At 43.2% G+C, this 13,726-nt stretch carries 10 protein-coding genes; 7 read left to right on the top strand and 3 right to left on the bottom strand.

The genetic code is table 11. The annotated features are described in order from the left end of the window. The first annotated feature begins 73 nt into the window (after positions 1 to 73). Positions 74 to 1,954 (top strand): N-acetylmuramoyl-L-alanine amidase, encoded by a 1,881-nt coding sequence (locus V7L29_RS14295; RefSeq protein WP_334735900.1) that lies wholly within the window; start codon positions 74 to 76, stop codon positions 1,952 to 1,954. Positions 1,955 to 1,959: 5 nt separating this feature from the next. On the opposite strand, the gene V7L29_RS14290 is transcribed toward V7L29_RS14295, so the two are convergent. Next, complete coding sequence (locus tag V7L29_RS14290; RefSeq protein WP_334735899.1) at positions 1,960 to 2,190, bottom strand: hypothetical protein; 231 nt, start codon at positions 2,188 to 2,190, stop codon at positions 1,960 to 1,962. Positions 2,191 to 2,411: 221 nt separating this feature from the next. On the opposite strand from V7L29_RS14290, the gene V7L29_RS14285 reads away from it, so the two are divergent. Both V7L29_RS14285 and murI read left to right on the top strand, forming a co-directional pair. Then, the gene (locus V7L29_RS14285; protein ID WP_334735898.1) at positions 2,412 to 4,313 is read left to right on the top strand and encodes an N-acetylmuramoyl-L-alanine amidase; all 1,902 of its coding nucleotides are present in this window, start codon (positions 2,412 to 2,414) and stop codon (positions 4,311 to 4,313) included. 129 nt (positions 4,314 to 4,442) lie between these two features. Beyond that, positions 4,443 to 5,309 (top strand): glutamate racemase, encoded by an 867-nt coding sequence (gene murI, locus V7L29_RS14280; RefSeq protein ID WP_334735897.1) that lies wholly within the window; start codon positions 4,443 to 4,445, stop codon positions 5,307 to 5,309. 63 nt (positions 5,310 to 5,372) lie between these two features. Here murI and V7L29_RS14275 read toward each other — a convergent pair whose 3' ends face one another. Continuing rightward, positions 5,373 to 5,570: a hypothetical protein gene (locus V7L29_RS14275; protein WP_334735896.1), complete on the bottom strand. Its 198-nt coding sequence runs from the start codon at positions 5,568 to 5,570 to the stop codon at positions 5,373 to 5,375. Positions 5,571 to 6,508: 938 nt separating this feature from the next. Here V7L29_RS14275 and sds point away from each other — a divergent pair. Beyond that, positions 6,509 to 7,480 carry a solanesyl diphosphate synthase gene (sds, locus tag V7L29_RS14270; RefSeq protein WP_334690491.1) on the top strand — a complete coding sequence of 324 codons (972 nt, stop codon included), beginning with the start codon at positions 6,509 to 6,511 and terminating at the stop codon, positions 7,478 to 7,480. Positions 7,481 to 7,972: 492 nt separating this feature from the next. Here the strand turns inward: sds and V7L29_RS14265 are convergent, their stop codons facing one another. Beyond that, the gene (locus V7L29_RS14265; protein ID WP_334735895.1) at positions 7,973 to 8,446 is read right to left on the bottom strand and encodes a hypothetical protein; all 474 of its coding nucleotides are present in this window, start codon (positions 8,444 to 8,446) and stop codon (positions 7,973 to 7,975) included. A 205-nt stretch (positions 8,447 to 8,651) separates the two neighbouring features. On the opposite strand from V7L29_RS14265, the gene hetZ reads away from it, so the two are divergent. The 3 genes from hetZ (at position 8,652) to V7L29_RS14250 (ending at position 13,439) form a co-directional block, all read left to right on the top strand. Beyond that, a complete protein-coding gene (gene hetZ, locus V7L29_RS14260; protein ID WP_273768474.1) occupies positions 8,652 to 9,857 on the top strand; it encodes a heterocyst differentiation protein HetZ in 1,206 nt (401 codons plus the stop codon). Next, a complete protein-coding gene (locus tag V7L29_RS14255; protein ID WP_334735894.1) occupies positions 9,850 to 10,821 on the top strand; it encodes a PatU in 972 nt (323 codons plus the stop codon). Before hetZ ends, V7L29_RS14255 begins: the two co-directional genes overlap by 8 nt. 314 nt (positions 10,822 to 11,135) lie before the next feature. After that, entirely contained in the window at positions 11,136 to 13,439 is a 2,304-nt protein-coding gene (locus V7L29_RS14250; protein WP_334735893.1) for a transglutaminase TgpA family protein, read from the top strand. Positions 13,440 to 13,726: the final 287 nt, after the last annotated feature.

The following is a 13,726-nucleotide window of genomic DNA, read 5'->3' as shown; positions in this document are numbered from 1 at the left end:
GTGACAGTGTGATGAGTTACCAATAAGTTGAGATATTGATGGCTCCCATGAACGTGAATTAGGAGAAAGGACTGTGAAACTACACTGGTTACTACCCAGTACTATTGGAACTATCTTCATGCTGTCGTCGCCGGCAATGGCCGCCAGACTTGAATCTTGGCGCTTTGATGCCAATCAAAACAGGCTGGAAATTAATACTTTAGGGGATGTTCAACCCCAAGCACAACTAATTTTCAACCCGACTCGGCTGGTAATTGATTTTCCAGGCACTACATTTGGGCGTCCGCAACTAACCCAACAGGTGGGCGGTGGAATTCGCTCGATCCGTGTTGGGCAGTTTGACGAACAAACAACACGCATAGTTATCGAACTGACTCCTGGTTATACTTTAGACCCCAAACGAGTACAATTTGTTGGTACAACTGGCGAACGCTGGACGGTGCAATTACCTAAGCCAGAAATCGATAAAGTTGCCTCATCTCCTAGAAGTGCTTACAGTGTTGTTACCCCAGATTCTGAGCCGCAACCTCAGATCTCAAGGGTTGCCACTACTACACAGGGGGCGACTCAAATTGAACACTTACAAGTAACAGGCGATGGGTTATTCATTCGCACCAGTGGTGGCAATCCTCCGATTCGGGTAATTCGCAGCCGCGATCGCGCTACCATCTTCATGGACATCTCTGATGCATCTTTATCAGCACGTCTGGCACAACAGAATAATATATCCGTTAACAAATATGGTGTTAGCCGCGTCGAATTCACTTCATTGAAAACCCGTCCCCCGGGTGTCCGCTTGACTTTGCGGGTAGATAAAAATAGTCCAGACTGGCAAGCAACGAATAGTAACAGCGGTGGCTTAGTGGTTCTGCCTAGTCGCATTGTTAGATTGCCTGGAAGTAATAATTCGGACAATCACTCAGAACCTGTTTCCTTTCCCAGTAGATTATCTGCTAACAACTCGCCAGCAACAATTCAGTCTGTGCAACTGGCTGATAATGGCACACAACTGCTAATTAGAGGCGACCAACCTTTATCTGCTACGGGAACCTGGGATAGAGCCTCAGGTCTGTTCCGTGTCACAATTACCAATGCCAAATTAGCTCCCAGAGTCATAGGCCCTACTTTTGCTGCCAATAGTCCCATTCTCCGGGTACGTCTGCAACCCCAAAAACCCAATACTGTTATTGTCTTAGTTCAACCAGCATCTGGAGTGCAAATTGGGCAACCCAGGCAAATCGGCGACCAGCTTTTAGCTCTATCAATACAAGGCTCTCGGCGAATTGTTGCACTCCCAAGAAGACCCCCCTTTGCTTTACCTGGGCTACCACCGCCAAACCGGGGGCCATTCCCAGACCTAAATAATCCCAATCCTCAGCCTCTAACACAACCACAACGCCGAGTTACCAATGGGCGAGTGGTAGTCGTCGTTGACCCTGGACATGGCGGTAAAGACTCTGGAGCGCTTGGCATTGGGGGTGCACGCGAAAAGGATGTTATCTTGCCTATTGGTAAAAGGGTGGCACAGATTTTGCAACAAAATGGTCTACAAGTTCTGATGACGCGGGATTCTGACTATTTTGTTACCCTTCCGGGACGAGTGCAATTATCAGAGCGAGCTCATGCTGATGTGTTTGTTAGCATCCACGCTAATTCAGCAGGTGCAAGTCGTCCGGATGTTAATGGTCTGGAAGTCTATTATTACGACAGCGGTCTGGGTCTAGCTCGCATTGTCCGCAGTAGTATTCTCCAAAGTATTGGGACTATCAAAGACAGAGGAGTGCGGCGAGCCAGATTTTATGTCCTCAGAAAAAGTTCTATGCCCTCCATTCTCGTGGAAACGGGTTATATGACTGGTCGAGAGGATATGGCTAGGCTCAGAACCTCAGCTTACCAAAATCAAATGGCAGAGGCGATCGCTCGTGGTATTCTTCAGTATTTAAGGAGAAGATAAATAATTTAGTCGAAATTATTGAGTAAATACATCTGATGTTTACCATTTTTATCCAATTTAGTAGTAAAACAATTTAAGTATTCTTGCGGCGTGTCAGGAGTAGCTTCTTTGTTATTTTCATCTGATGCTTTGCAAGCCAACCGATTTTGGATTTTAGATTTTGGATTGACCCCACCGATAAACGGATGGCACTTGAAGATTTGAAATTTTGGATTTTGGATTTGTGTCAACCACAAGGGATATAAACTTAAAATCGGCTTTTCTTCAATCTAAAATTGGCGCTCAAATTTATATGGGCTAATGGCATGGCAAAATTAGAGGAGCGTGCTATATTTTACGCCATTAGCTGTGTTTTAATAACAGCGCAAAACTCAAGTGTACGCGGTGATGGTGTGAGGATTTGCCAATATGTTGAGATGTTGACGGCTCCCATGAATGTGAATCAGGAGAAAGGACTGTGAAATTACACTGGTTACTATTCAGTACTATTGGAACTATCTTCATGCTATCGTCGCCGGCAATGGCCGCGAAACTTGAATCTTGGCGTTTTGATACCAATCAAAACAGGCTGGAAATTAATACTTTAGGGGATGTTCAACCCCAAGCACAATTAATTTTTAACCCGACTCGTTTGGTAATTGATTTGCCAAGAACCACATTTGGGCGTCCGCAGCTAACCCAACAGGTGGGTGGTGCAATTCGTTCTATCCGTATTGGGCAGTTTGACGAACAAACAACGCGCATAGTCGTTGAATTGACTCCTGGTTATACTTTAGACCCCAAGAGAGTAAAATTTGTTGGTAGAACTGGCGATCGCTGGATGGTGCAATTACCTACGCCAGAAGCCGAAAATGTCCCCTCAATAAATACTGGGGGGCAACAAGAACAAGCTATAGCCAGAGAAACTTCACCGACAACATCTACACCAACATTCTCCCCAAGGAATATTTACAATGTGGTGACAAGCGGCTCTGTCAATCCACCTAACAAGGGAACGCTTCTCGCCAGAGTTACTCAAATTGAGAACTTACAAGTCACAGGTGATGGTTTTTTCATCCGTACTAGTGGTGGTAATCCTCAAATTCAAGTAAATCGTAGCAATGATCAAAAGGCAATTAACATCGACATTGCTGGCGCAACTTTATCACCAAGTCTACAGCAGCGGGATTTGTCGATTAATCGTTATGGTGTCAACCGTATTCAGTTCACCCAACTGCAAACAAGCCCATCTGTTGTTCGTCTGACTTTACAGGTGGACGAAAATAGTCCAAATTGGCGAGCAACCACTAGCAGTCTAGGTGGTTTTGTGGTTCTCCCTAATCGTGGTGTTGCTCAGTTACCTGGAGGTAACAGTCCACGTCCCATACAACCTGCTAACAGTTCGCCTGCTACTATTGAGTCTGTGGAACTGGCTAATAATAGCACACAACTGCTGATTAGAGCCGACCAAACTTTATCTGCTACAGGAGGCTGGGATAGAACCTCTGGTCTGTTCCGCATCACTATCAACAATGCTCGGTTAGCTCCCAAAGTCATAGGCCCTGCTTTTAATGCTAATAGCCCTATTCTGCGAGTCCGCCTGCAACCACAAGAATCCAATACTGTCATCGTCTTGGTTCAACCAGCAGCCGGTGTGCAAATTGGGGAACTCAACCAGGTTGGCGACCAGCTTTTGGCTTTAGAATTACAACGCTCTGTTAATATTACACCTCCCATTATTTTACCTCCTCTGCCATCGCCAAGCCAAGGACAATTGCCAAACCCCACAGATAATCCCCGTCCAATCTCTCAACCACGGCCACACCCCTCGGTTCCCAAAGGTAAATTGCTAGTAGTTCTTGACCCAGGACATGGTGGAAAAGATTCAGGTGCTCCTGGTTTGGGCGGACTGTTAGAAAAGGATGTAGTCTTGCCTATTGGTAAAAGGGTAGCAGCAATTTTAGAGCAAAATGGTGTACAAGCGGTGCTAACGCGGGATGCTGACTTTTTCGTAGAACTTCAGGGACGGGTAGACATTGCCGAGCGAGTTAACGCAACTTTATTTGTCAGCATTCACGCTAATTCCGTTGATAATCGCCCTGATGTCAACGGGTTAGAAGTATATTATTACGATAGCGGTTACGCTCTGGCTGAAGTAGTTCGCAATACCATCCTCCAGAACATCAGTACGCTCAAAAACCGAGGAACCCGCAAAGCCAGATTCTATGTCCTCAGGAAAAGCTCTATGCCTTCGATTTTAGTGGAAACAGGCTACATGACTGGTTACGAGGACAATCCTAGATTAGGAACACCAGTGTATCAAAATCGAATGGCAGAAGCGATCGCTCGTGGCATCCTCAAATACTTACACCAGAGGTAATATAGTACAAATTACTAATTAAAGAGGTCGTATTCAAACTTCTTTTACGTGCAGAATTTAGTAGTCAATTTGGAGATTGTCTGCTAAATTCTGTATTTTAAATCCAAAAACCTAAATCAACATCTGCCTGTGTATTCATCTTCCATCTTTGAAGGGAATCTTGACGATTTTTCTGATCAAGAACCCCAACGTGCCCCAATAGGCATCTTTGATAGTGGTGTGGGTGGACTGACGGTACTGCGACAACTATATCGGCAACTCCCCAATGAATCAATTGTTTATTTTGGGGATACAGCTCGACTTCCTTACGGAATTCGTTCACAAGCAGAAATTTTACAATTTACGCGTGAAATTCTTACCTGGCTACAACAGCAGCGCGTAAAAATGGTAATTATGGCTTGCAACACCAGTTCTGCCCTAGCCCTAGAAACCGTGCGTCAAGAATTTAGCATACCCATTTTGGGAGTAATCTTACCGGGTGCAAAAGCTGCGGTGCAGCAAGGAAGACGTATTGGTGTGATTGCTACTCCAGCTACGGCTAAGAGTAATGCTTATAAGCACGCCATACTCGAAATTGCTCCTGATGTCCAAGTTTGGCAAGTTGGATGCCCAGAATTTGTGCCACTCATTGAGCAAAACCGCATTCACGACCCCTATACTGCGGAAGTAGCACGAGGCTACTTAGAGCCTTTACTAGAGCAGGAAATTGACACCTTAGTCCACGGCTGTACCCATTATCCCCACCTGACACCAGTACTGCGATCGCTCCTCCCCTCTCAAGTCCAGTTGGTTGATCCAGCTGTTCATGTTGTAGCAGCTTCTACCCAAGAGCTAGACTTACTAGGCTTAAGAAATACTCACCCTCCACTGCCAACTCGCTTCGCCGTCAGCGGTTGTCCACAACAGTTTTCCCAGTCAGGAGTGCAGTGGCTAGGCTATACCCCAATGGTTGAAGAGGTTTGCTTCACTGATACCGCTATTTCTCAACTTCAATAAAACTATTTTAAAAGTGAGGAGTGAGGAGTTCTTAATTCAAAACTCCTCACTCCTCACTCTTAACTATTGACTATTTACTACTTGAGTCACTTTCGTCCTTACTGATATCTCCTGCTTGTGTTTTCCTTCGGCAGATGAAGGGAAACTTGTAATAACAGTCTTTGTACCCGTTCGCTTCGCCAGTGCTAATAACAGGTAGACTGTGAACAAATATCCAGACGCTAAAATAAAAATCATCATAGGCATACTTCCGTAAATCATTGTTCTACTAGCACCCTTCTAAACGAATATAAAATTTCATAAAATTAGTAGAACCTGAGCCAACCAAGTACATTCTTGATGGCTATAGTTTCCTATGGTGAAATTACCTATAGAGAGAAAATTCTCTACGGACAAAGAATTTACTATTTAATACGACTTCTCGCAGACCATAAATCCCACAGCAGTTAGATTGCCGTTTAGCAATTTAAAACTACGATTCTCAGCGGTCTATCTGATCTGCTTTATTTTGCTCAAACTGCTGTGAAAAGAGCAATGCTTGCGCTCAACTCAACGTTTACTGAAGACGTGTAGCAGCTTACCATAGGGATACCGCATAGCTCCAAACCAGGAGTTTTGCATATCGTAGGAAAAATCAAAGGAATTATCCCCTTAATCTAAGCTACGACTAATTATTTTAGACTCACATCACCAAGCCCGTAAAATCAACTAGTAGATGACTTAACTTTTGGGGTGTGAATATCTGAAAAATTTAAAATTCCTATATTTTAGCCTAACACAACGACCCGGAATTTTAAGCCTACTCGACTACTAAATTTCAAATTTTTTGAATAGTTACACTTCAATCCTAGAGAAATTTAATTTTACCCATTAACGAAAAGTTTAAATCATATCCATTTTGCCAATAGGTAATATTGCCTAAATTATATTTTAAACTGTGGCGGGAAACTACTTAACACAATTTAAGCTGATATTTATTCCCATTACTGGGAATTCATATTTTAAGTTAGTTTAAAACCTTAATCTCCAACAATTAAGCATAATTGCTTATTGACAAAGATACTAGCAACCTTAATTATCACCCCATATACTCATAAATATGAGATTACTTTATGAAAACTTTGCGCTGGCACAGGGTTATCTTAAAATGAGTATAGGATATGTAAACTTTCGTAACCTAAGCCAGAGTCCGCCCATCCATGACCCCAGCCACCTCCCTGTTTACCCCTGTGGAAGCAGACCTGCGACTACTAGCAGATAACCTAAAACAGCTAGTTGGAAACCGCCACCCCATTCTGTTTGCAGCAGCCGAACATTTATTCGGAGCTGGGGGAAAGCGTATCAGACCAGCAATTGTCCTGCTAATATCGCGGGCAACAATGTTAGAACAAGACATTACGCCGCGTCACCGCCGCCTAGCTGAGATTACGGAAATGATTCACACAGCAAGCTTGGTACATGACGATGTGGTAGATGAATCAGACGTGCGGCGAGGTGTTCCTACCGTTCATAGTTTGTTTGGTAACCGCATTGCCATATTAGCAGGAGATTTTCTCTTTGCTCAATCATCATGGTATTTAGCAAACTTGGACAATTTGGAGGTGGTAAAACTGCTCTCAGAAGTCATTATGGATCTGGCTACTGGAGAAATCCAGCAGGGACTGAATCGTTTTGATGCTAGCATCTCTATTGAAACTTACCTCCAGAAGAGTTATTACAAAACAGCTTCATTAATCGCCAACAGTTCTAAAGCTGCTGGGTTACTCAGTGAAGTCTCACGAGAAACTGTTGAGCATATGTATAGTTACGGTCGTCATTTTGGGATAGCATTTCAAATTGTTGATGACATTCTAGATTTCACTAGTACAACAGATACCTTAGGTAAACCAGTGGGGTCGGATCTCAAAAGTGGTAATCTGACTGCACCCGTTTTATTTGCTTTAGCAGAGAAACCATCCTTGGAAGTGCTGATTGAACGAGTGTTTGCTCAAGAAGGGGATTTAGAGCAAGCACTGGAACTAATTCAAGATAGTCAAGGTATACAGCAGGCGCGAGAGTTAGCTGCTCACCATGTTAAGTTAGCAATTGAACATCTTGCATTTCTCCCACCTTCAGAATCTCACCAGGCATTGATTAACATAGCTGAGTACACACTGAGTCGCCTCTATTAAATCAGTTATCGGTTCTCAGGTAGAAAGTAGGGATTTGGGTGTAGGGTGTGTTACGGCTTCCATAACGTACCCTAAAACAGTTTTATATTTAATTCAACCTACCTACTTCCCAGGTAGAAAGTGGAGATTTTAACCCTAAGTGAAACTTTTTACCTGTTCTTAAGGGAACTCCACAAAATAGATTATCTTTCTTTATGGACTCAACGTGACTTCTTTCCCAAGTCGTCCCTCTGCGATGGGATATTTTTTATTTGGAAGTTCTTAACTGGACTTTAGTTGATTGGGAAACTAAAACTTGAAAACTGAAAAATGTTCACTAGTAACTGTTTTTTAACAAATTTTAGGTTTCATGGAGAGTTGAGCCAGTCGTTTAATGTAAGGGAAAGAAAAAATTTCGTTTTTCCCTAATTTAGAAAATTTTCTTAAAGGAATTAGAGATTTAATATTTTGGATGTGGGATTGTATCTAAAAAACCCCATATCCAAATTTTTTCTATGCAATATCAGGGGGTATATGTTTAGGCGAGCGCTGTTGTCGCAACTGTTGTTGCATGAGTTTTTCTAGGTCAGCTCGCCGAATTTCAACGGTATGAGTGGTCTTACCCGGCGTTTCCAAAAAAACGATACTATCTACGGGTGACAATGCCACCAATTGGAACAAAATATGGGTGACAGGAATAATTTTAGCTAGCATTTGAGGGTCAAGCCCAGCAGGGGAAATTAGAGAGACATCCTGTATGGTAGGAAAAGCGTAAATCACACGTTTTTCCAATTCTGGATTAGCATGATTGCTCAATGTAGTTAAAACCCAGCTTGCCTCTGAATTTTGGAGAATATAGTACTGGGAGTAACGTAATTTTTGAGCGATCGCTCTAAGGGCAGGAGCAATTGCTGCAACAAGATGTGGTGTCATCCCATCGCGGGGCGCATTCTCAATCAGCAATTGAATTTGTGCTTCTAAATCCATAATGACTTGTATACGGCTCCTGGGTAATGGCAATAACATCTATCAAAGTGTGAACAATCCCATCAAAGTTGGGAATAATAAAATCAGCCACATCCTAAATGTAGGATTGGTCTGCGTTTAGCTTATACATAAAACGGAAAAAACCAATACCCACAGTCATACAGGTTGTATTTAAGTAAGTTAGGGTCTTTTGAAAACCGAGACTATGAATTCAGCCGCAACCGCAACTATTCCATCTGTAACTATTCTGGGAGAAAATTCTAAAGGCGTGGAGGTGATCTTTCAACTCCTGTCCAGGGAGTTTCAGCAGTCAACCAAAGCTTCGGAACAGAATTGCCACGATGTAGCAACACGTATTACCACCGAAGTATATCGAATTTGCCATGAAAGCAAACGTATCCAAGCTTCTGGCTCTGTAGAAAGCTCGGCGATGACCCTAGCTCGGCATCGGCTACAACAGTGTCTCAGGTATTATCAGTTGGGTTCAAATCGGGGCAGGGTAGAATTACACAGCACTCTGAGTGCAATCATTTATCGATACATTAATCCTCCTCAGAAGCAATTGAGTTATCAAGGGCGGCTGACTATAATTGAAGATTTCTTACAGAGTTTTTATCTGGAGGCATTAAACGCTTTCCGGCGAGAAAATCAACTTGGTCCCACTTATCGCCCTCAGACGCTTCTAGAATTGTCCGAGTACATGGCATTTACCGAGCGCTACGGCAAGCGACGCATTCCCTTACCAGGCCGTCAGCAGCAGCTAATTATCCTGCGGGCGCAAACTTTTTCCCAACAGCAGCCCCCAGAAACCAGCGTAGATATAGAACAAGCCGCAGAAGGCAGCAATAGTGAAGCCGATGGTTCTTGGGAAGAGCCAGCAGTGCAGCAATTGCGCTCCACAATGGCAACGCAAGCCGAACCTGAACCTGAAGAAGATACCTTGCGCTCTGTTGTGGTTACAGAATTAATGAATTACCTCGAACAACGGCAACAATCTGACTGCGCTGATTACTTTTCCCTCCGCCTCCAGGATTTATCAGCACAGGAAATTGAGTCGATTTTAGGTTTAACCCCTCGTCAGAGAGATTACTTGCAGCAGCGCTTTAAGTATCATTTGATTCGGTTTGCTTTGTTACACCGTTGGGAATTAGTTCACGAGTGGCTAGAAGCTTCTTTGCACACCAATTTGGGCTTAACTCCCCAGCAATGGCAAGTATACACAGCACAGCTGGACAATAAGCAACGGTCTTTATTAGAGTTGAAGCAACAAGGACAAGCCGATGAAAAAATAGCAAAAACTTTAGGGCTGTCAATGGCACAACTTCAAAAACGATGGTTTAAGATTCTTGAGCAAGCTTGGGAAATTCGTAACTCATTAGTGTCCGGATCAGGTGCATCTACTCATGAATAGTGACTCAGAATCCTTACAACACCAGTGTCTCGATTGGTTATTGACAGATGATGTCAAAAATAACGAGCAATCGGTATGTGAGGAAAATGACGGGGTAGAAAACCTCCTCAAGGAAGCCACTGCTTCAAAAAGCAGTGAGCCAAAATTGGGAGAAACGCCCCAGGCCTTTCAATTGGGAGAAATTCCTACTGTGCAAGATCGTTTCCAAGCCGTGCTTAAGCGTCGGTTACAAATCCAAGTCCAAGACCACCCACCTTTGTTTCCCTGGGAAACACAATTAATCGACTATCCCGATTTTGTTGATGAGCCGTCAATGACGCTCGTTCCTACCTGGGGGTGGATGGTACAACAGTCGAAGCTGAATCTGCCACGTCCCTTGCCAGAGAAAGTTTTCCGGCAATTGCTAGAACAATGTCAGGCGTTGGTGACATCTTCGGTGCCTCTGGGGGCAAAATTAGTTCAAGTGGTGGAGAACTTTTTTCCCAACGAATCTCAAGCATTAAACGACATAGCTGGATTGGTGCTAAGAAGCACCTATCGGTCTGTAAATACTCTGGAAACAATACCCAATATTCAGAGCGATTACTCAAATTTACAACCACGTCAACAGATGGCTTTGTCGTTGCTAGCAGCTAAACAACTGCTGGAAAATCTGACTCTACCACTTTCAGCAACCAGTCCAGTGGTAGAAAGACAATGGCTAACCAGTGTCGGTAATTTGAACATTAGAGTAGAGTATCAGTCTGTAGGTATTACGAAGTTACTTGTTCAGGCTGAGTTACCCGTTAAAGGAACTTTGACACTTCGCGGAAGTGGCACCTTAGCAATGGCAACATCTTCGACTTCGGGATACTTAAGTGTAGAGTTAGGCTGCGAACAACTTAACCCAACTTATACCCTAGAAGTTGAGTTTCCAGAAATAGACCAACAGCCATTGTTGTTCGTGATTAGTCCCACGATTTAGTTTAAATTGCCAGCGCTAGCACACTACGTCGATCAACGCCGATATATATTAAGAGGATTTTCCTGGTTTTGAAGCTTATCCTATTTTTCAACAGGTGGTCATTAGGGTGTCTACGAGAAGCAGTTATTACAAAGACACGGGGACACGGAGAAAGTATTTGATAATTTCTCCGTGTCTTTACGTCTGTGGCCGCATCTTCCGCTATCGATTATTTCTTTGACACAGTAGTAGGGTAGCTAATTACATCCCCCCGATTGTGTCCATTGCATCTACATCATTGCTTCGCTTAGACTCAAATGTTTAACTTATCCAGGATGAATCGGTTTTGGCGTCTCCCTGTAGGTAATTTCTGGCGGCAAAATATGCAGGGGTCGCCTTTGATAGAAGTGGAAGATTCAATTTCCTTACGGGTGCTGGTGCTAGCGTTGGTTATTTTGGGAATTGTCGCGACGGATATCGCCGCCGAGACTTCATTCAGTTTTTGGGCGTTACCCCTGAGTGTAGTTGGTGCGATTTGGAGTTATTATCGTCGCCGCGATACTAATGTTGCGGTTAAGTTTTGCATCGCTATCGGGATGTTAGTAGCACTGGGTGCTTTCTTTGGGCGGTTAGTGGGGGAGTTGAATGATACGCGCTTGGGTTTGGCGGAGTTATTAATTCAACTCCAGGTGTTGCACAGCTTTGATACACCCCGGCGTAAAAATTTGGGCTATTCGATTGTTATAGGATTGATTTTATTGGGTGTGGCGGCAACGTTAAGTCAGACTTTAGCATTTGCACCTGTGTTGCTGTTATTTTTAGCGATCGCTCTCCCAACTTTAGTATTAGATTATCGCTCACGCTTGGGTTTGCAGCCATTAAAAATAAAAAATAAAAAATTTAATCAGAAGAATTCCTCAACTCTTAATTTTAAATTTTTAATTGTAAATTTTTTGCTAATTGTCGGTCTGGGGCTGGCAATTTTTGCTATTTTACCCCGATTCCCTGGTTATCAGTTACGGAATTTTCCTGTAAGTTCTGCTATTCAAATAAAAGGTAGTTTTACAGGACGTAGTATCATCAATCCTGGTTATGTCCGCCAAGGTAAAGGTAATAATCAAGGCAGTGGTACGGAGCAAAATCAAACTGGTCAACCAGGTAAAGTAGATAATAACTTTTATTACGGTTTTAATAGCCAAATTAACCAAAACCTGCGGGGTGAGATGAAACCTAAGGTTGTAATGCGGGTGCGATCGCAAGCTGAGGGTTTTTGGCGAGTACTAGGATTTGACCACTATACAGGAAAGGGATGGGAGATTTCCCGGAATGAAGATGTTACAACCATTAAGCGATCGCCTTGGTCTTACCAAATTTTTCTTCCTTCACCTCTGATTACTGGTAAAACCCAAGAGATAGTACAAACTTATACAGTAGTGTCGGATTTGCCTAACCTAATTCCAGCAATGGTTTATCCCAAAGAGGTTTACTTTCCAACACCAATGATTGCTGTTGATCAAGAAAACGGATTGCGATCGCCTGTGGAATTATCAGAAGGACTCACCTACACAGTAATTTCCCAAGTACCATACCGCGATCGGACTTTGTTAGGTAAAGCTTCTACTAAATATCCACAACATATTAAAAAGCATTATCTCCAAATTCCTCCCGAAATTGCCGAAAAAGTCCGACAACGTACCGAAGAAATTTTCGCTAACTACAATCAAGAAGGAGTCACAAAGTCTTCTAAAAGCCTGGATTCAACCTATGAAAAGGCTCTCTACTTAGCTCAATACCTCAAACAACACTACTCTGTTCCCCAAAGTCCTTTAGAATTGCCTTATTTGAGTGAAAAAGAAGACTTAGTTGAAGCTTTTTTGTTTAAGCAAAAAGGAGGCTATCCAGACCACTTTTCGACAGTTCTGACGGTGATGCTGCGTTCCATTGGCATTCCCGCGCGGTTGGTAGCAGGGTTTAGTGCAGGAGAATTTAATCCATTTACAGGGCTGTATGTTGTCCGTAATACTGATGCATACGCGATGACGGAAGTGTATTTTCCTAAATATGGTTGGTTTGCGTTTGACCCCATTCCCAATCATCCCCTGATTCCCCCATCTATTGAAGACACTCAGACTTTTAGTGTCTTGCGCCAGTTGTGGCAGTGGGTTGCTGGATGGTTACCCTCTCCAGTGACAGGTTTGTTGAATAATGTATTTGGGACAATATTTAGGTGGGTGATTAGAGCGATCGCTTGGTTTTTAGCTTTATTCTCTCAAGGTTGGTTTGGCATATTGACTGGCTTAATCTTGGCAACTACAGCAGCTTTCTTCGGTTGGCTGGGTTGGGGTCAGTGGCGAGAGTGGCGCAACCGTCGATGGTTAAAGAAATTGCCAGCAATGGAAAGCCTTTATCAACAAATGCTGCAATGGACAACCCAAAAAGGTCTAGGTAAGCATCCAGCACAAACACCTTTAGAGTATGCCAGAGGATCATACCAGCATCATGCCCCAGCAACTGCTGAGGTAATAGATGAAATTTGTCAAGCCTATGTTGGCTGGCGTTATGGTGGACATACGCCTAACTTGCAGCGACTGCGAGAAAGATGGCAAGGTCTGAAAAAGACTGCTAAGACTGCTAAATAATTCAATACTTCGTATAAATTACTTACAAAGTTTTCATCGCTTAACAAGCTCAACATAAGCTTAAGATTGTTGTTGAGCCAACAAGCGAGAACGAATGAGACTCAAATTAGGTTGAACACTGAACAAACGTTGCTGTAGAAATTCAGCTAACTGTTCTCTATGATTAAGGTATGCTTCTACAGTGTTTTGAGTCTACTCACATCTTGCACCTAACCGAACAAACCCGTAAAAGGTAAATAAAAAGGAAAAAATGTGACGTTAGATGAAAGGTAAGCATTAAGTACAAG

The sequence above is a fragment of the Nostoc sp. genome (assembly GCF_036916575.1).
Taxonomy (GTDB): Bacteria; Cyanobacteriota; Cyanobacteriia; order Cyanobacteriales; family Nostocaceae; genus Nostoc.
This window is presented reverse-complemented; position numbering and strand designations above follow the sequence as displayed.

Excerpts from the sequence above, each read along its gene's own strand:
- V7L29_RS14250 (WP_334735893.1), top strand. The coding sequence starts at position 11,136 with ATGAATCGGTTTTGGCGTCTCCCTGTAGGTAATTTCTGGCGGCAAAAT.
- hetZ (WP_273768474.1), top strand. The coding sequence starts at position 8,652 with ATGAATTCAGCCGCAACCGCAACTATTCCATCTGTAACTATTCTGGGA.
- V7L29_RS14255 (WP_334735894.1), top strand. The coding sequence starts at position 9,850 with ATGAATAGTGACTCAGAATCCTTACAACACCAGTGTCTCGATTGGTTA.
- V7L29_RS14265 (WP_334735895.1), bottom strand. The coding sequence starts at position 8,446 with ATGGATTTAGAAGCACAAATTCAATTGCTGATTGAGAATGCGCCCCGC.
- sds (WP_334690491.1), top strand. The coding sequence starts at position 6,509 with ATGACCCCAGCCACCTCCCTGTTTACCCCTGTGGAAGCAGACCTGCGA.
- V7L29_RS14275 (WP_334735896.1), bottom strand. The coding sequence starts at position 5,570 with ATGATTTACGGAAGTATGCCTATGATGATTTTTATTTTAGCGTCTGGA.